Genomic DNA, 18,632 nt, shown 5'->3' on the forward strand with positions numbered 1-18,632 from the left:
GCGCCTCTCTGCATGGGCGGAGCACAACCGCCCCGCCGGGCCTCTTATGTGACTTACTGTCCGGCAAAGGTTATGCGGTCGGTGGCTCGGCGCGACGGCTTCCGGTGGACTTCAGTTCGGCGGCCCGCTGTTCGGTGGCCCGGCGCTCGGCTTCGCGCCGGACCGGGCGACGGATGAGCTGGTAAGCCTGCTGGGTCGCGACCTGCTTGAACAGGCGGTTGACGTTGGCGTCGTCGAAGTAGCGGACCATGAGCGCGTCGTTGGAGGCCGCCTGGTCGATGACGATCCGGTCGAGGTCCTTCTCAAGTTCCCCGCCGAAGACGTCTTGGTCCTGGTGCAGCGCGATGGCCCGCAGTTCGGGGTCTTCGCTGACGGCGACCACCAGCTGGCCGAGCAGGATTTGGTCGGTGGTGGACAGCCCGGTTCCGTATTCCTCGTTGACGGACTGGATCACCTCGGCCAGCGACATCTCCTCCGCCTCGGCCACTGCTCCGCCGGCTTCGGGCACCAAGCCTGGCAGGAGCTGTGCGCCGGCTGCCTCCAGGCGCAGTTCGGGGGTACCGGTCTGCGTGATGCGCATGTGGCTCGGGACTGCGGCGCCGATGTCCGCGCCAGCGCTGCGCACGGGTGCGGGCAGGCGGCGCAGCAGGAAGCGTCCGTACTGGTAGAGCCGTTCCAGCTCCAGGTTCTCGAAGCCGATGACGTGGGAGAGCCAGCCGTAGGCCTTGGTGTAGGACTCCAGGGCGCGGCGGAACTCGACCGCGGTGTCGGGTTCGCTGGCGTTGAGGGCGTTGAAGCGGTCCAGGGCCGGCTGGAGGTAGCCATAGAGCCGGGCATGGGCCTTCATGATGGCCGTGTCGGTCGCCGTCCCGCCCTGGAAGGCGGCGAAGTAAGCCGTGACGAACGCGTCCATCTCGGCTTGCACCAGGAGCTGGTAAGCCATGACCTCGCGTTCGCGGTCGAACAGCAGGTTCGGGTCGGTGGGCTCGCTGATCGACGCCTCGTAGTACTGCTGGAACGCCTGCTGGATGTCCTCGGGCCGGTTGGCGAAGTCGAGGATGAACAGATCCTCGGTGGTCTTGAGGGGGTGGGTGCGGTTGAGCCGGGACAGCGTCTGCACCGCGGCCAGCTTCACCAGGATCTTGTCCACGTACATGGTGGTCAGCAGCGGCTGGTCGAAGCCGGTCTGGTACTTCTCGGCGACAACGAGGATGCGGTGTTCGGGCTTGGGGACGGACGGCGGGTTCGGGTCGTCAGCGCGGTTGTAGCCGAAGCGGGTCGGCAGTTCGCGTTCGGGGAAGCCGTTGAGCTTGGGTTCGGTGTACTCGATCCCGTCGAGGGTCAGTGCCCCGGAGAACGCGACGAGGGTGCCACAGTCGGTGAAGCCGCGCTGATCGATGTAGGCGCGCATGGCCTGGTACAGCCGTACGGCGTGGTCACGGCCGGAGGTGACCACCATCGCCTTGGCCCGGCCGCCGAGGCGCGGGCTCGAATGTGAGCGGAAGTGGTCAACGATGATCTTCGCGCGGGAAGCCATCGACGCTTCCGACATCAGCGCAGCCCTCACCAGCTTGGAGCGGGCCTTACGCGGATCCACCTGCTGCTCGGCCGCGTCGGCGGCGGCCTCCTGCAGCTTGAAGTAGGTGGCGTAGGTGATGTAGTTGCCGAGCACGTCGAGGATGAAGCCCTCCTCGATGGCCTGCCGCATCGAGTAGACGTGGAACGGTCCCTTCTCTTGCTCCCCCGAGCCGACGTTGGGGCAAGGGGAGCCGAAGAGGTCGATCGTCTTCGCCTTCGGGGTGGCTGTGAAAGCGAAGAAGGACAGGTTGGGCTGCTTGCCGCGGGCCAGCGCTGCGGCCGTCAGCGGGTCGCCGTCTTCGTCTACCGCGTCCGAGCCAAGACGGCCCAGCGCCTTCTTCAGCGCCGCCGCGCTCTCCCCGCCCTGCGAGGAGTGCGCCTCGTCGATGATCACCGCGTAGCGCTGTCCACCAAGCCCCGCGACCTTGTCCAGGACGAAGGGGAACTTCTGCACCGTGGTGATCACGATCCGGGCCGTCGGACCGGTCAGCGCGTCCGCGAGCTGCTGAGAGTTCTCGTCGATCCGTACGACCACGCCGGCCTTGTGGTCGAACTGGTAGATGGTGTCCTGGAGTTGCTTGTCCAGCACCCGCCGGTCAGTGATAACGATGACCTTGTCGAAGACCAGCTTGTTCGCCCTCAGGCCGGAGGCAAGTGCGGCGGGCTCGATCAGCCCGGAGTCATGAGAGGTGTGCAGGCTGGACAAGTGGTGGGCCAGCCAGGCGATGGTGTTGGACTTGCCAGAGCCGGCGGAGTGCTGGATCAGGTAGTTCTCCCCCGCACCGTGGCGGGCAGCGTGCGCGATGAGTTTGCGGACCGCGTCCCACTGGTGAAACCTCGGGAAGATCAACGGCTGGGTGTGCGCGCTGCCCGGCTTGTGCGAAGGTGCCCGGCCAGCCTTCGCTGCGGCGTCCTCCACGTGCAGGAACCGCTGCAGCAGTTCCAGCCAATTGTCCCGCGCCCACACCCCGTCGAAGAGGTAGGAGGTGGGGTACGACCCATCGGTAGCCGCCGGGACGTTGCCCGCGCCGCCGATCTTACCGGGGCCACCGGAGCCGGTGTTGAAGGGGAGGAAGCGGGTCGCGTCTCCGGCCAGCCGGGTCGTCAGAAACGCCAGCGTCGGATCTACCGCGAAGTGGACCAGGCTCCGCTTCGCGAAGAACAACTCCTTCGGGTCTCGGTCCTGCCGGTACTGCCGCTTGGCCTCCTCGACGGTCTGGCCGGTCAGCCCGTTCTTCAACTCCACTGAGGCGACTGGCAGTCCGTTAAGAAAGAACGCCATGTCGAGGGTGTCGGCCGGCCGTGAGGCCGAGTAGTGGAACTGGCGCACGAACGTGAGCTGGTTGGCGTCGTACTCGTCCAAGGCATCGGCAGCGAGCGTGTGTGCGGGACGGAAGTACGCGAGCTGGATCTTCACGTTCCGGTCGTTCACGCCCCGCCGCAGGACGTCCAGCAGCCCGCGCGAGTCGATCTCCCTCGCCACCCGCTTCGCGAACCGCGCGATGGCCTGCTGCCCCTCCTCGCCGTAGGCGGCCTGCAGCGCAAGCCAGGCGTCGTTCTGCGACGCCCTGAGGAACGCGGCCAACTGGGAGTCATCGATCCCAAGAGCCCGGTCGTAGGTCTTCGAGAGCCCGCGCTCCCACCCACTACGCAGCAGCGCTGCCTCGACGGCGTTCTCGAAAGCCTTCTCGGTGTACACGCGGGCGTCGTTCATCTGAATCCCCCTCAGAAATCACGGTCGTGTGTGGGGCGGGCGGTGGTGACGTCGAGCTGACCGGTGACGGCAGCGGTGATGAGAGCCTGACGGCGTTCGGTGAGGAGCTCAAGCTGTTCTTGCAGCCGTCGCCTGGCCCGCGCGATCCCGTCGAGCTGCCGCTGGACGGCCAAGACTCTCACTCGCTGGGTTTCGACATTTGGCAACGGGATCGGAAATCCCAGGATCTTGCTGCTGTTTGTGGAGGCCAAGTTTGTTGTCTTGACGCCCGTACTCTCAAAATAGCAGCGACCATGCAGCGTTCGAGTCATAAGCGACAGATAATCAGCATCCAGCCGCAGGACATCAGGACGGACGGCAAATACGTGATTCTGATGGAGGCAATCCTTCAGTTCACCATGCCACACCGTTCCCCTTCCCAACTTGTCGAGATCACCACCTTCAGTCATCAGGACATCACCCGGAAGCAGCGTGCTCCGTTTAGCAATATCCGGCGGGACAGTGATTTCACTGACATTATCTACTAGGATTCGGTCAGCCTGCACGTTTGCCACTCGCAGGTACGGACGAGTGACGACGTCACCCGAAACATCTCGCTTCCCGTCAACAGTTAGTCCACTTTGCACTCTGGCAACGTAGCCAAGGCGCACCAATGACGAACCGTCGAGCTGAGCAGGCAGCCAGGCCCAGGGCCACTCCCCAGACGCGGAGGTCAGAGAACCAGGAATCAGGCCATCCGTAACCTCGGCGTACTCGAGTTCGTCGAGCACTCCAACTTGCTTCTGACGGGCCGATACCAGTCGGTCGACTCGAGCAACCTCGAAGTCGAGGAACTCAGAGATTCGGCGCTGTTCACTCAGCTCTGGCAGCGGAACCCTAAAGTCGAGAATCTTACTACTGCTGGTGGACGCCAGATTCGTCGTCTTGGTGCCTGTGCTCTCAAAATAGCGCCTAGCGTAAGCAGACTGAGTGACCCACGCGAGATACTCGGCATCGAGCCGACGCGGATCGGTGCGCAGGGCAAAGACGTGGTTCTGGTGGAGGCATCCATCCAATTCCTCGCGCCAGATGGTTCCTCGCCCGAGTTTATCGAGGTCGCCCCCCTCGGTCATGAGAACATCACCCGCCCGAAGCGTGCTGCGTTGCGCCATGGCACGGGGAACCGTAATTTCCGAAACGGAGTCAAGAGTCAAGCGTCCAGCCTGGACGTTTGCTACCCTCAAGTACGGGCGCGTTACCACATCGCCATCGAGCTCTCGCGCGCCGTCCACCGTCAGCCCGCCCTGCAGACGGCACAAGTACCCAAGGCGCACTAGCCGATGCCCTAGCGAGGGTGGCAGATCAGCCATTGGTCACCTCTCCAAGCAGTTCTTGGATCTCAGCCTCAAGCGTCTTCAGCTCTGCGTCGATCTCCGCAAGCGGCCTCGGCGGCGTGTATTCATAGAAATATCGGGTGAACGGGATCTCATATCCCAGCTTGTACCGTTCCAGCTGCTTCGTCTTCGGATTACGGATCTCCGAGATCCACGCGTCCGGGACGTGGGGCAGCACCTCGCGTGCAAGGTACTCGTCGATGTCCTCGCCGAGGGCGACGTTCTCATTGTCGCGCAGGTCGGGGTCCGGTTCGGGCTTGCCCTTGGTGAGCTGAACTTCACCCTCCGGGTCAGTCATGCCCACCGCCTCACGCATGGCCTTCTGAAACGGTGCGACGGGGGGCCAGATCACGCCCCCGGTCACCATCGCCGCACGCAGGGCATCCCACGCCTCGGCCTTGGTGGACCACCGTGACCCCAGCAAAGGCTTTAGCGCAGCGAGCAGCATCTCGACCGCCCTCTCGCCCCCGACCGCCTTCTTCACAGCAGCAGACGTTTCGAGCTGGGTGAGACTATCCTCCGTGAGCTCGAAGCGGAGCTTGAGCGGCCGATCCACAGTGATGCGCTGGTAGCCGAAGTTCCGATTGGCGAAGACCTTCACCCGCCCGTGGTCCGGGTGTGTCTCGTCGTCGGCGATACTGAGCGCATCGCGGTAGACGGCACAGATGCGCCCGATCTGCGCACGGGTGATCTGCTTACGCTTCTCACCCAGCGACTTGCGCATCTTGGACCACTGGTCACGGGCATCGATCAGGATCACGCGGCCCTTGCGGTCGGCGGGCTTGCGATTGGTGACGATCCAGAAGTATGTGGAGATGCCGGTGTTGTAGAAGAGCTGATCTGGGAGGGCGACGATCGCCTCCAGGTAGTCGTGCTCGATGATCCACCTGCGGATCTCCGATTCGCCCGACCCGGCCCCACCGGTGAACAGCGGAGAGCCGTTGAAGACGATGGCCAGCCGGGTGCCGCCGACCTCGTCACCAGCCTCGTCCTTCTTCAACGGCTGCATCTTGCTCATCATGTGCTGCAGGAACAGCAGCGAGCCGTCGTTGATCCGGGGCAGGCCAGCACCGAAGCGGCCATCATGCCCTCGAGTGTGCTCATCGCGGACAACCTTCTCAACCTTCTTCCACTCCACGCCGAACGGTGGGTTGGCGAGCATGTAGTCGAATGTCTCGCCATGATGGCCGTCCTGGCTGAAGGAGTTGCCGAAGCGGATGTTCTTGGCGGTGTGCCCCTTGAGCAGCAGGTCCGAGCGGCAAATCGCGTACGACTCGGCATTCAGCTCCTGCCCGAACAAGTTGACGCGCACGCGCCGGTTCAGCTTGCGGATGTGCTCCTCGGCTGCTGAGAGCATGCCGCCTGTGCCACAGGCCGGGTCTAGGATCTTGACGACCTGGCCTTCCCCGTTCAGCCGTTCGTCATCCGGGGCAAGCAGCAACTCGACCATCAGCTCAATGACCTCGCGTGGGGTGAAGTGCTCACCCGCGGTCTCGTTGGAGGCGTCGGCGAACTTGCGGATCAGCTCCTCGAAGACGTAGCCCATGTCATGGTTGTCCACAGCCTTGAAGCTCAGATCGAGGCCGGCGAACTTCCGTACCACCTGGTAGAGCAGGTCAGCGTTGTCCAGCCGGTCGATCTGGAGGTGGAACTCATAGCGGTTGATGATCTCGGTGGCCTCAGCTGAGAAGCCGCGGATGTAGTCTCTGAGGTTCTTCGACACGTTGGCCGCATCGTCGCTGATGGTGTCGAAGGTCTGCTCGGAGAGGTTGTAGAACTTCAGCTTGGACGCAGCCAGCAGCAGCCCGTCCTTGTTCTCCCCGGTGTAGGAGGCGGCCCGGTCCCACACCGCCTGACGGGTCGGCTCCATGACACAGTCCAGCCGGCGCAGCACAGTCAGCGGGAGGATCACCTTGCCGTACTCGGAGCGCTTGTAATCTCCGCGCAGCAGGTCAGCCACCGACCAGATGAAGTCAGCCAGTTCCTGGTTTTTGCTCAAAGCGTCCTGCCCTCTTCCTGCTGCACTGCGTCGTCTCCGTCGGTCGTCGTGATCTGCTGCTTGTTGTCGCCAGAGTCCCGCGCGGGCTCTGGGTCGAGCGCGCCGCTGGTGAGGCCGTCGCGGGCGAGCTGCGTGGCTCGGTCCCCTATCCTGGCGAGTTCGGCGAGTTCGCGCTGGAACATGCCCAACAAGCGAAAGGCGTTTCCGTAACGCTGTTGGGCCTTAATGTCCATACGCGGCAAGCGCGCTGAGCGAAGGTCTGCTCGGAACGTACCCGAGGACGACGTGCCGCGACGGGTGTTCGCCGGACTGGCCGCGAAGCCCCGCACATAGTCCGGGTCCAACTGGTCGTTGTTGGAGGCGAGTTCCTCGCCGTCGAGGGTGACCAGGCCAGCGGCCAGCAGGTCGCTCACCGCTACTGGTACGCCCTCGTCCAAGTTGCTCGCGTCGGCCCGTGCCGCCAAATCCGGTAGAAGGTTCCGCAGCTTACGCAGGTGCAGGTCGAGTTCGCCCCGTAGCGCGACGTACTCTGCCGCGTAGTCGGGTTCTGGCTCGCGGACATAGCGGCCAGGTGTGAGGTCCACGTCATCGTCCAGCAGATCGATCAGCGGCACCTCGACCTCCTGGTGCGGCTTCGGTTGCCACGGTCCGTCTGGACTGCTGGCGCTGAGGTCCACCATGCGTACCGTCGTCGCGCTGTTTCCGGGAGCGGAAGGCCGGCTCAGTATCCACACGTGCAGCGGGAGGGCATGGCTGGCGGCGAGTCCCGGCGGCAGAGCCACCACTGCGGTGACACAGCCGCGACGCACCAGTTCTGCGCGAATCCGCCGACCGGATCGGCGGTGGGCGACCGACGCCGGCAAAACGACCACGGCCCTCCCCCCAGGGGCTGTGTGGTGGTAGCAGTGCTGGAGCCAAGCGAGCTCACTCTCTCCACGCGAGGGCACCCCAGCCTCCCAACGCGGATCGACGAGCAGCTGCTCGCGGCCCCAGTCGGCCACGGCAGTCGGCGGCTCGCACACGACCAGGTCCGCGCGAAGGTCCGGAGAGGCGTCAGCCCGAAGCGAGTCGCCCGCCGCCAACCGAGGTGGTACCGCCCACGAGGCGGCGGACAGGCCCACACGCGCCTGGGCCAGACGAACCGCATCTGCCTGCATGTCCTGGCCCAGCCTGCCGCGCACGTTGCCGCCACCCACCGCGACCAGGAGGGATCCGATCCCGCACGCCGGATCGAAGACGGTGCCGGTGGTCTCGCCGGCAAGCTCCCCCACAGCTCGGGCGAGTTGCAGTGTCGAAGCTCCGTCCAACGCGGCGCGGGCAGTGGAATCCAACAGACGGGCGACAAGTCCGTCCATCACCTCGACAGGAGTTCTCTCCGCGAGCAGTCCCTCCATCGCCTCGCACGCAGCGCGGTCCTTCAGCCCGGCGCCCTCCCCCAGTAGATGCTCGCCAACCGCCGCCAACGCTTCGACCATCTCCGACCCGAAGGCGGTGCGCAGTGCCTGCCACAACCGGACCTCGCTGTTGACCTCCCGGCCTTCGCGCTGCCCGTCAAGCCACCGCTGCACCTCGACGAGCGAGAACAACGGGCTGGCCGCCGTGCCGCCGACAGGCGCCGGGAAGTCCGGGCGACGCCTGCGCCAGTTGGAGACCGCAGCGCGCGTCACACCGGCCAACCGTGCGATCTCCGCAGCCGTGGCCGTGGGGTCGGGGGCGTCGTCTTCAAGCATGGCATCACCGTACACCATGGCGAGCCAGGCTTGAAGTTACATCCTGTTGACAGCGCCAACAGAGTCCGATTAGCTTCTATTGTCACCTGCTCCTGCCATTCGGGCCCGGTCGGCGTGCAACAGGCAGTGCAGCTCATGTCCGCTGAAGCGAAGAGACAAGGAGCACGACGTGGATGCCAAGCAGCGAAACACCGGAACCCGGAAGTCCACCCTGCACCGGCTCACCGTTCCCGATGGGCGGCCGGTAGACCTCCGGGCCCTCGTGCGCCCCCGCTACCTCAGCCGTCCGGGCTACCAGGTCCGCGATTTCTCCCGAGAGGGCGTCACCGGACTGCTGGTGAACGGAGGGATCCCCCGGGACCGTGCTGACTGGTGCCCGGCCGTGGAACGGATCACCGGCCTGGAGGTCAACGAACGAAACCACTCCGCCGCCGGCCTCGTCCTGATGCGGACCGAGCGCGGCCTGTACGCCCTGAGCTACGGCGTCGGCCAGCACATGCTCGACCCCTACTACCGGGACGACGAGTTCGGGCTGGAGTTCGCCACTCGATGCCTGGACGAGGACGGCATCATCAAGGTCCGCAATCAGATCATGGACGGCCGCGGGCGTGTTGATGAGTATTCCGTCGCCCGTGGCGAGCGCATCGACGGCTTCGGGCTCGACCGATTCGGCGCGGTCGTCCGCCGCATCTGCGGAACGGTCAGCGGCATTGCGTTGACGTCGCTGCCTTCCGGGACCTCCAAGCACGTCCGGGTCGAATGCTCGGAATCGACCATCAAACTGCCGCTGGCCACCACTCCGGAGGAGTTCCTCAGCGACCTGCGCGCGATTGAAGAGGTGTGCGCCAGAGCGGACCCGCTGCCCGAACTGCGCTTCGTGGACCGACTGCACACCTTGGACAACCGAAGCCGCAAGGCGGTGGACGCCCAGACCGCCTTGGAGGCCATGCTGGCTGATGCCAGCCACCCCCGGCTGACCTTGGGAGTTCCCGAAGCCTGCCAAGAGGGCTTCGGCTCTGCGCAAGCATTCCGCATCACCCTGGGTAGCCGAAGCGACGATGTCTTCGACCTCGACCTCCGCGTCCTCCTCCAGTTCGTCTCGGACAAGGCCGAAGGTGATCGCATGAAGGCGCTCAGCCAGGTGCGCATCGTCATGTTCAGCGACGACGACCTGAAGACGCCAGCAGGCGCTGCTACCAGCGGCAAGGAGTGGCTCATCGCGGACGTCCCCGTCGGAACGACGCGGTACTTCTATGGCCATGGGAAGTGGTACGAGGTGGGTGCCAGATTCCTCGAGACGCTCGAGGACGAGCTGCGGCAGTTGCTCGACAAGCCATCGAGTGTGCAACTGCCGACGTGGCCGAAGGGCGCACCGAACAGCAAGCGGCAGGACTCTCACGACGAGGACTGGTACAACAAGCGAGCAGCCGATCAAGACGGCTACCTTCTCTTCGACAAGAAGAACGTCGTCACCGACAAGTTCAACGGCGGCGGGCTGGAGATCTGCGATGTCCTGGGCCCGGACAACCAGCTGATCTGTGTCAAGAAGGCCAGCAGCAGTGCTGGCACCGCGCCGCTGAACCACCTCTTCGCTCAGGCCGTGACCGCCGTCGAAACCCTGCGCAGTGACGAAGCCATCCGCAGGGACTTCCTCCGGCAGGTTGCGGACCGCACTCCCGACCACCGTCTCCTGAGCGACTTCGGCACCTTGAAGGTGGTCCTCGCCATCCTCCTCAAGGACGGGAAGGAGATCACCGTCGACTCCCTCTTCGCCTTCGCTCAGGTCTCACTCCTTCAGTCGGCCCGGCGGCTGCGGGCGATGAACGCAGAGGTCGAGGTCTTCGCGATCCGGCGCTGAGCATGGCCGGGTCATGTGGAGCCGTCTTTGAACTCGAGACCTACGGCTGCCTCACCCTGGAACAGGCTCGTGCCCACCTCCTCACGGGCAACCCGATGGCACCCCGCCCCCACGGCCGATGCCCTCCTAAGCGCCAGGCCAGACACCTCTGGCGACGGCTCACGCCAGGGACTTTTCAGGGACTTTCAGCTCTGTCCGAGGGACTTTCGAGGGACGTTTTGCCGCCTAACACGGTAAGCCCCCGAAAGATCGGAAAGGGCCTCCGACGCAGGTCAGAGGCCCTTCCGGGGGCAAAGCCCCTGGTACGGCGGATGGAGCCGGCCTGTACGCCGGGTTCTGTCTCCCGGGCCGCTCGCGCGGGCCGGGGAGGCGGTCATCCATCTAGGACTGCCGTTGCCGACAGCCTCGTGCGGTCTACCCGCGGACTCGGGCGAGCAGCCCTCAAGCATCCGCGCACAGCGCCCAGGGGCGCCGATCCTGACCTTGCTCCAGGTGGGGTTTACCTAGCCGGCCGGGTCACCCCGGTCGCTGGTGGTCTCTTACACCACCGTTTCACCCTTACCCGTCGCCGGAGCGGCGGGCGGTCTGTTTTCTGTGGCACTGTCCCGCGGGTCACCCCGGGTGGGCGTTACCCACCACCCTGCTCTGTGGAGCCCGGACGTTCCTCGGCGGGTCCTGGGACCCGTCGCGACCGCCCGGCCGGCTCTTCCGCCGTAGGGGTCATGGTAGCCGCTCGGGCGGAGCCTCCCGTACTCCGGGGCGGGCCGGCGGCGGCTCCGCGCCGAGGTGGGCGGCCACCCGGGCCGCGGTGGCGGTGCCCCAGGCGGAGGTGGTGACCAGGCCGAGCAGCAGGACCGTCGCACCGAGCCCGACCATGATCCACCAACCGGCGTGGCTCGCCGGCGCGAAGCCTGTGAGCACCGGGCCGACCACGGCCGAGGCGACCACGGTGCCGATCACCGCGACGCCGAGCGACTGGCCGACCTGCCGGCTGGTCGAGGCGACGGCCGCCGCCACCCCGGCCTGGGCCCGCGGCATGCCGGAGACGGCGGAGTTGGTGATCGGCGCGTTGACGAAGCCGAAGCCGAAGCCGAACAGCCCGTACGCGGCCAGCAGCAGCGCCGGCGGGGAGTCCGCCGCCAGCCGGGTCAGCAGCAGACCGCTGGCGACCAGGCCGAGACCGGCCAGCACCAGCGGCAGCCGGGGGCCCCTGGCACCGACGATCCGGCCCGACAGCGGCGCGCAGACCAGCATCATCACGGCCATCGGCAGCGTCCACAGACCGGCCTCCATCGGGCTGTACCGACGGACGTCCTGCAGGTAGATGGTGTTGAGGAAGAGGAACCCGCCGAGCGACGCGAAGGCGCAGACGGCGGTCAGGGTGGCCCCGGTGAACGGCGCGCTGCGGAAGAACCTCGGGTCCACCAGCGGCTCGGCGACCCGCCGCTCCCAGAGCGGGAAGGCCACCAGCGCGGCGAGCGCCGCCACGGCCAGGCCGAGGATCAGCGGGGAGGTCCAGCCGTGGTCCGGTCCCTCGATGATCGCGGCGGTGCCGCAGCCGAGCAGCACCACCATCAGCAGCTGCCCCACCGGGTCGAGCCGGCGGGCCCGCGGCGCGCGCGACTCGGGCACGTAACGGGCGGTCAGCAGACAGGCCAGCAGGCCGACCGGGACATTGATCAGGAAGATCGCGGGCCAGCCGGCGGCATGCACCAGGAAGCCGCCGAGCAGCGGCCCGAGCGCCATCGAGATGCCGACCACCCCGCCCCAGACGCCGATCGCCCGCGCCCGCTCCCGGGGTTCGGTGAAGGTGTTGGTGATGATCGACATCGCCACCGGGTTGAGCATCGAACCGCCCACCGCCTGCACCGCCCGGAACAGCACCAGCCACCCCAGGCTCGGCGCCAGGCTGCAGAGCAGCGAGCCGAGCACGAAGACCACCAGGCCGGTCTGGAACACCCGGCGGCGGCCGAAGCGGTCGGCGAGCGAGCCGAACAGCATCAGCAGCGAGGCCAGCACCAGGGTGTAGGCGTCGATGATCCACTGCAGGCCGGAGGCGGGGGCGTCCAGGTCCTTCTGGATCTCCGGGAGGGCGATGTTCACCACGGTGTTGTCGAGCCCGACGATGAACAGGCTCATGCAGCAGATCGCCAGGACGAGCTGTCGGCGGCGCCGGCCGGGGTCGGCGACGGGCGGCGGACTCATGAAGGTCGCATCGGGCACGGCTCGATCCTCCCACCAGGACCCGGCTCAGACGGCGGTGAAGCGGACCGTCCGGGTGGCGGGGTCCGCGACGGTGAGCCGGGCGGCGATCCGGCCGCCGAGCGGCAGGGCGGTGCCGGGTGACTCACCGTCGGCCACCGCGCCGGTCCCCGCGCCGGGTCCCGGTGCCGCCCGGTCGCAGCGGGCCCGGACGGCCGGCTCGCGGAGCTGGACGGTGCCCCGGCCCGGCCGCTTCGCGTCCACGTCGACGACCACCGCCGGGAAGTCCTCGCCCACCCGGCCGGACAGCACCTCCGCCTCCACCAGGTCCACGCAGGCCCGTTCGACCTCACCGGCGCGGCGGTCCCCCGCCGTCAACAGCGCGGCCACGTCCACCAGCGCCTCGCGCGCCCAGTCCGGCGGCTCCTCCCCCGCCGCGACCGCCGCGCAGACCTCCTGGGCGAACCGGTCCCCCAGTCGGCGCAGCGGCGCGGTGCAGTGCGCGTACGGCGCGGCCAGCGCGACGTGTCCGGGGTCGGCGGGCGCCGGCCGGCCCCGGGCGGTGTCGAAGGCCCGGTAGGCGGCCCCCCGCAGCAGGCCGGTGCACTCGTTCAGGAAGGCGGCGTGCAGCGGGCGGTCCGGGTCCAGCGAACGGACCAGGTCCGGGTACGGCAGGCCGTCGGGCCAGTCGATGTCCAGCGCGCGGGCGGTACGACCCAGCCGCTCGAACGCGGCGGGCGGCGCGGCGGGCAGGGTGCGGAGCAGGCCGACCCCGGCGTCCAGCATCAGCTCGGCCGCGGCCATGCCGGTGAGCAGCGAGATCTGGGCGTTCCAGCCGTCGGCGGGGGTGGGCGCGCGGTAGCCGAGGACGTAGCCGCGCGGGGTCTCCTCGACCTCCTGCTCGGGCACGGGGAGGCTGATCCCGCCGCGCTCGCGCTCCTGCTCCTCGCGCAGCCGGCCGACGGTGGCGAGCAGGACGAGCTGCTCGTCGGCGCCGCCGGCGTCCACGGCGCGCTGGACGGCCGCGTAGTCGAGCCGGCGGTGCGAGCGGACCACGGCGCGCCGCAGGTCGGCGAGGACGACGGCGCCGTCCTCGTCCAGGTCGAGCTGCCAGAGCAGCGCGGGGCGGGGTTCGCCGGGCAGCAGGCTGGCCGCGTCCTCGGAGAGCCGGGTGGGGTGCAGCGCCACCGGCCGGTCGGGGAAGTAGAGGGTCTGCACCCGGCGGCGGGCCTCCTCGTCGATGGCCCCGCCGGGGCGGACGAACGCGGCGACGTCGGCGATGGCGTAGTGCACCCGGTAGCCGCCGCCGGGGCGGTGGGCGAGGTGCATCGCCTGGTCGAGGTCGCGGGAGCCGGGCGGGTCGACGGTGAACAGCGGCAGTTCGGTGGCGTCGTGGTCGGGCAGCCGGGGTGCCCCGGCGGCCCGCTCGGCCTCCGCCAGCGCCGCCTCGGGCCATTCGGTGCGGATCTCCAGAGCGGCCCGCAGCTCGGCCAGTTCGGCATTGATCCGGGCGGAGTCGGCGGCCTTGACGCGCAGTTTTCGGCGGGGCATGGGGGCAGCGTAGGGCCGGGCGGGTGGTTCCGGCCGGACGTCGGCGGCGGGCGGCGCGCCGGTGTCCGGGCGGGGCGCGAGCGGGGCTGGCACGCGGGGCGGGCACGCGGGCGCGCGGCGTAAGGAGTCGTAGCGTGGGAGGCGCTGATGATCGACGGCGAAGGGGGAACGGACGATGCGAGCGGTACGGGTCGTGGGGACGGCGGTGGCCGGGGCACTGGCGGGGACGGGGGCGCTGCACGCGCTGTGGACGGTGACGCCGTGGCCGTTGCGGACCCCGGAGGAGTTCGCGGACGCCGTGATCGGCACCGGCGACGGGGTGCCCCCGGCGGCGGCGTGCGCGGCGGTGGCGGGGCTGCTCGGCACGGCCGCCTACCTGGTGGCCGCAGAGGCCGGGGCGGCGCCGGCGGTCGGGCCCGCGCGGCTGCGCCGGGCGGGGGTGTGGACGGTGTCGGCGGTGCTGCTGACGCGCGGTGCGGGCGGGTTGATGTTCTTCGGCGGCGACCTGGCCCGGCGCTCGGAGCGGTTCCGGCGCCTCGACGCCCGGTACTACTCGCCGCTCTGCCTGGCGCTCGGCACCGGCGCGGCGGTGGTCGCGGCGGCTCAGGGGCCTGTCACGGGTTACCGGGAGCCGGGGCCGGTTGCGTAGGGTGGCCGGGTCCGTCGCCACAAAGTGTTGAGGAGTCCGCCGTGCTGGTCCTGTTGCCGCCCTCGGAGGGGAAGGCCGCGTCCGGGGACGGCGTGCCGGTGGCGCTCGACGGACTGTCGCTGCCGGGGCTGACGGCGGCCCGGGCCCGGGTCCTGGAGACGCTGGTCGGGCTCTGCCGGGGCGACGAGGACACCGCCGCCGAGGTGCTGGGACTGAGCCCCGGGCTGCGTGGCGAGGTGGCGCGCAACGCGGGCCTGCCGACCGCGGGGGCGTTCCCGGCCGGGGAGGTCTACACCGGTGTGCTCTTCGACAACCTCGGGCTGGCGACGCTCGACGAAGCGGCCTACGACCGGGCCGTGCGGACGCTGCTGGTGTTCTCCGGGCTCTGGGGCGCCGTGCGGATCGACGACCGGATCCCGCCCTACCGCTGCTCGATGGGCGTGAAACTCCCCGGGCTGGGGGCGCTCGGAACGTACTGGCGGAGCGCGACGGCGCCCGTGCTGCCGGAGGTCGCCGACGGGCTGGTGCTGGACCTGCGCTCCTCCGCCTACGCGGCCGCCTGGAAGCCCGCCGGCGAGCTCGTCGCCCGGACGGCGACCGTGCGGGTGCTCCAGGAGCGCGACGGCCGGCGCACGGTGGTGAGCCACTTCAACAAGGCCACCAAGGGCCGCCTGGTCCGTGACCTGCTGGTCGCGGGCGCCGAGCCCAAGACGCCCGGCGAGCTGCTGGACGCGCTGCTGGGGCTCGGCCACCGGGTGGAGGTCGCCGCCGAGGGCACCGCGCGCAAGCCGTGGCAGCTGGACGTGGTGGTCACCGAGGTGCACTGAGGTGCACCGAGCGTCCCCGGACGCGTTCCGGGACGCGTTCCCGGACGCGTTCCCGGACGGAGACGCGCCGGGCCCGGTCGGACGGGATCCGACCGGCCCCGGCGTCCGTCAGCGCAGGTGCCCGGTGTCGTTGAGCAGCCGCAGCGAGGCGTTGCCGTCCGCGTAGTACTGGACGGCGCAGATCGAGGCGGCGGACAGCTCCATCCGGTACAGCGAGTCCGGCGGGGCGCCGAGCGCCAGCCGGACCAGCGTCTTGATCGGGCTGACGTGCGAGACCACCAGCACGGTCTTCCCGGGGTAGCGGGCGAGGACCTTGTCCCGGGCCACCCCGACCCGGTGGGTCAGGGTGGTGAAGCTCTCGCCGCCGCCGGTCGGCCTCGCCCTGGCGGAGCCGAGCCAGGCGGCGAGGTCCTCCGGGTGCCGCTCGTGGACCTCGCCGAAGGTCAGCCCCTCCCAGGCCCCGAAGTCGACCTCGCGCAGCCCCTCCTCGTACCGGACCTCCAGGCCCAGCCGGGCGGCCACGGTCTCGGCGGTCTGCCGGGTGCGCAGCATCGGCGAGGCCACCACGGCCTGGACCGAACCGCGCGCGGCGAGCGCCTCGGCGGCCCGCTCGGCCTGCCAGCGGCCCTTCTCCGACAGCTCCGGGTCGGTGCCGCCACTGCCGGAGAACCGCTTCTCCGGGGTGAGGTGGGTCTCGCCGTGCCGGAGCAGGACGAAGGTGGTCGGGGTGCCGAGGTCGGCGGGCGCCGCCCAGCCGGCCTTGGGGGCGGCGGTCTCCAGCGGCGGTCCGGGTTCGTCGGCGCCAGTGACGGCGGTGACGGCCTCGGGGGCCCTGGGCTCCCACTGGCGGCCCGCCTTGCCCGCGTCCATCGCCTCGTTGGCCAGCCGGTCGGCGTCCTTGTTCTTCTCGCGCGGGATCCAGCTGTACGCCACCTGCCCGCGCGGGAAGACCTCGCGCGCCTCGGCCGCGAGCGGCTGCATGTCCGGGTGCTTGATCTTCCACCGGCCGGACATCTGCTCGACGACCAGCTTGGAGTCCATCCGGACGTCCACCGAGGCGGCCGGGTCGATCGCCCGGGCCGCCCTCAGACCGGCGATCAGCCCCTTGTACTCGGCGACGTTGTTGGTCGCGTGGCCGATGAACTCCGCAGCCTCGGCGATGATCTGCCCGGTGTCGCCGTCCCGGACCACCGCGCCGTAGCCGGCCGGCCCCGGGTTGCCCCGGGAACCGCCGTCCGCCTCGACGACGAACCTGCGCCCGGCCACCGGGTCAGACGCCCGAATCGGCGGTACGGACCAGGATCCGGCCGCAGTTCTCGCAGCGGACGACCTTGTCGGCCGGCTCGGCCTTGATGGAGTTCAGCTCGGTGATCGAGAACTCGGTGCGGCAGCCCTCGCAGCGGCGCTGGAACAGGCGGGCCGCGCCGACGCCGCCCTGCGTCTCGCGCAGCTTGGCGTAGACCTTCATGAGGTCGGCGGGGACGACGGCGGCGACGGCCTCGCGCTCGCGGCGGACCTTCTCCGCCTCGGCGTCGATCTCGGCGAACGCGGCGTCCCGGCGGCTCTCGGCCTCGGTCAGCACGACGGTGGAGTGCTCCAGGCGCGCGGTCAGCTCGGTGACCCGGGTCTGGGCGGACTCCAGCCGCTCCATGATCTCCAGCACGACGTCCTCGAGGTCGCCCTGGCGCTTGGCCAGCGAGCCGATCTCGTGCTGGAGGTTCTCCAGGTCCTTCGGCGAGGTGATCGCGCCGGAGTCCAGGCGCTGCTGGTTGCGGGCGGCCCGGGAGCGGACCTGCTCCACGTCCTGCTCGGCCTTGGTCAGCTCACGGGTGGTGTCGCCGTGCTGGGCCTGGGCGGCGATCACCAGGTCCTTCAGGGCGGTGTGGTCGGCGTTGACCTTGTCGATCTCGGCGTGCTCCGGCAGGCTGCGCCGCCGGTGGGCCAGCTGGTCGAGCTTGGAGTCGAAGGCCTGGAGGTCGAGCAGGCGGATCTGGTCGGCGGGCGCGGCGTTCAAGCGGAGAGCTCCTGTGAATCGGGTCAGGCGGGGAAGGACATGGGGGCGTGCGCGGTCCACGGGTCGGTGACCGTACGGGAGACCCTGGTCTCCACGGTCCACCCGCGCTTCTCGGCGGTACCGAGCAGCGCCCGCTCGGCCAGCGGCAGCCAGGGCCACTCGGTGGCCCAGTGCGCGGCGTCGACCAGGGCGACCGGCGCCGCCTCGGCGGCCTCGGAGGCCGGGTGGTGGCGCAGGTCGGCGGTCAGGTAGGCGTCGACGCCCGCCGCGCGCACCTCGGCGAACAGGCTGTCGCCCGAGCCGCCGCACACCGCGACCCGGCTGATCAGCCGGTTCGGGTCACCGGAGACCCGGACACCGGCGGCGGTGGCCGGCAGGCCGGCGGCGACCCGCGCGGCGAACGCGGCCAGCGGCAGCGGGGGCTCCAGCAGGCCGACCCGCCCGGTGCCGCGCCGGCCCAGCGGGTCGGTCGGGTCCGGGACCAGCGGGCCGGTCACGGTCACGCCGACCGCCTCGGCGAGCGCGTCCGAGACACCCGGGTCGGCGTGGTCGGCGTTGGTGTGGGCCACGTGCAGGGCGACCCCGGCGCGGATCAGGGTGTGCACGACCCGGCCCTTGAAGGTGGTGGCGGCCACGGTGGTGGTGCCGCGCAGGTACAGCGGGTGGTGGGTGACCACCAGGTCCGCCCCCCACTCGACGGCCTCGTCGACGACCGCCTGCACGGGGTCGACGGCGAACAGCACGCGGCGGACCTCGGCCTGAGGGTCTCCGCAGACCAGGCCGACGGCGTCCCAGGACTCCGCCCACTGCGGCGGGTACAGCTCTTCGAGGGCGGTGATGACGTCGGACAGTTTCGGCACCTGTCGAGACTACCGTGCGCACGGGGGGAGCCGTCCGCCCGCCCGGCCGCCCGCCCCACTGCCCGCCCGGCCGCCCGCGCGCCCGAACGAGGGCCCGGCCGAGCATCCGCCGGACCGGCCCGGACCGGCCCCGGGCCCGGCGGGCGGCCCCGCCGGGGGGCGCGCGGGCGCGCGTCAACCCGTGGCGCGGGCGCCCCCGGGCGGGCGGCGCCCCGTTCGACCGGCGCCCGGGCCCGGTTCGCACCGGGTGACCGGGGGATCGTCGCGCACACCCCTC

General features: G+C 69.6%; 12 protein-coding genes and 1 other RNA gene. 3 read left to right on the forward strand and 10 right to left on the reverse strand.

The window, feature by feature from the left end:
* Positions 1-70: 70 nt before the first annotated feature.
* The 4 genes from OG715_RS14600 to OG715_RS14615 form a co-directional block, all read right to left on the reverse strand.
* Entirely contained in the window at positions 71-3,292 is a 3,222-nt protein-coding gene (locus OG715_RS14600) for a type I restriction endonuclease subunit R (protein ID WP_266269181.1), read from the reverse strand.
* Positions 3,293-3,303: 11 nt separating this feature from the next.
* Positions 3,304-4,443: a restriction endonuclease subunit S gene (locus OG715_RS14605; protein ID WP_266269182.1), complete on the reverse strand. Its 1,140-nt coding sequence runs from the start codon at positions 4,441-4,443 to the stop codon at positions 3,304-3,306.
* Positions 4,444-4,633: 190 nt separating this feature from the next.
* On the reverse strand, positions 4,634-6,664 hold the full coding sequence (locus OG715_RS14610; protein WP_266269183.1) for a type I restriction-modification system subunit M: 2,031 nt from the start codon (positions 6,662-6,664) through the stop codon (positions 4,634-4,636).
* Positions 6,661-8,394 carry an N-6 DNA methylase gene (locus tag OG715_RS14615; protein ID WP_266269184.1) on the reverse strand — a complete coding sequence of 578 codons (1,734 nt, stop codon included), beginning with the start codon at positions 8,392-8,394 and terminating at the stop codon, positions 6,661-6,663. Before OG715_RS14615 ends, OG715_RS14610 begins: the two co-directional genes overlap by 4 nt.
* Positions 8,395-8,563: 169 nt before the next feature.
* On the opposite strand from OG715_RS14615, the gene OG715_RS14620 reads away from it, so the two are divergent.
* Positions 8,564-10,252, forward strand: coding sequence for a DUF6119 family protein (locus OG715_RS14620; RefSeq protein ID WP_266269185.1), 1,689 nt, complete (start codon positions 8,564-8,566; stop codon positions 10,250-10,252).
* A gap of 309 nt (positions 10,253-10,561) precedes the next feature.
* On the opposite strand, the gene rnpB is transcribed toward OG715_RS14620, so the two are convergent.
* From rnpB to OG715_RS14635, 3 genes are all read right to left on the reverse strand, one after another.
* An RNA gene (gene rnpB / locus OG715_RS14625) (RNase P RNA component class A) lies at positions 10,562-10,959 on the reverse strand.
* A 13-nt stretch (positions 10,960-10,972) separates the two neighbouring features.
* The gene (locus OG715_RS14630; RefSeq protein WP_266271673.1) at positions 10,973-12,457 is read right to left on the reverse strand and encodes a DHA2 family efflux MFS transporter permease subunit; all 1,485 of its coding nucleotides are present in this window, start codon (positions 12,455-12,457) and stop codon (positions 10,973-10,975) included.
* A gap of 45 nt (positions 12,458-12,502) precedes the next feature.
* Complete coding sequence (locus tag OG715_RS14635; protein WP_266269186.1) at positions 12,503-14,005, reverse strand: RNB domain-containing ribonuclease; 1,503 nt, start codon at positions 14,003-14,005, stop codon at positions 12,503-12,505.
* A 175-nt stretch (positions 14,006-14,180) separates the two neighbouring features.
* Between OG715_RS14635 and OG715_RS14640 the strand changes: the two genes are divergently transcribed.
* Together OG715_RS14640 and yaaA are read left to right on the forward strand one after the other, a co-directional pair.
* Complete coding sequence (locus tag OG715_RS14640) at positions 14,181-14,654, forward strand: DUF3995 domain-containing protein (protein ID WP_266269187.1); 474 nt, start codon at positions 14,181-14,183, stop codon at positions 14,652-14,654.
* A 41-nt stretch (positions 14,655-14,695) separates the two neighbouring features.
* Entirely contained in the window at positions 14,696-15,481 is a 786-nt protein-coding gene (gene yaaA / locus OG715_RS14645) for a peroxide stress protein YaaA (RefSeq protein WP_266269188.1), read from the forward strand.
* Positions 15,482-15,589: 108 nt separating this feature from the next.
* On the opposite strand, the gene OG715_RS14650 is transcribed toward yaaA, so the two are convergent.
* From OG715_RS14650 to OG715_RS14660, 3 genes are read right to left on the reverse strand one after another with little or no spacing between them, the layout of a single operon-like run.
* Positions 15,590-16,747 carry a bifunctional RNase H/acid phosphatase gene (locus tag OG715_RS14650; protein WP_266269189.1) on the reverse strand — a complete coding sequence of 386 codons (1,158 nt, stop codon included), beginning with the start codon at positions 16,745-16,747 and terminating at the stop codon, positions 15,590-15,592.
* A gap of 4 nt (positions 16,748-16,751) precedes the next feature.
* Positions 16,752-17,495 carry a zinc ribbon domain-containing protein gene (locus tag OG715_RS14655; RefSeq protein ID WP_266269190.1) on the reverse strand — a complete coding sequence of 248 codons (744 nt, stop codon included), beginning with the start codon at positions 17,493-17,495 and terminating at the stop codon, positions 16,752-16,754.
* Positions 17,496-17,518: 23 nt separating this feature from the next.
* Positions 17,519-18,355 carry a Nif3-like dinuclear metal center hexameric protein gene (locus OG715_RS14660; protein ID WP_266269191.1) on the reverse strand — a complete coding sequence of 279 codons (837 nt, stop codon included), beginning with the start codon at positions 18,353-18,355 and terminating at the stop codon, positions 17,519-17,521.
* Positions 18,356-18,632: the final 277 nt, after the last annotated feature.

Source organism: Kitasatospora purpeofusca, from assembly GCF_036010405.1.
GTDB lineage: Bacteria > Actinomycetota > Actinomycetes > Streptomycetales > Streptomycetaceae > Kitasatospora > Kitasatospora purpeofusca.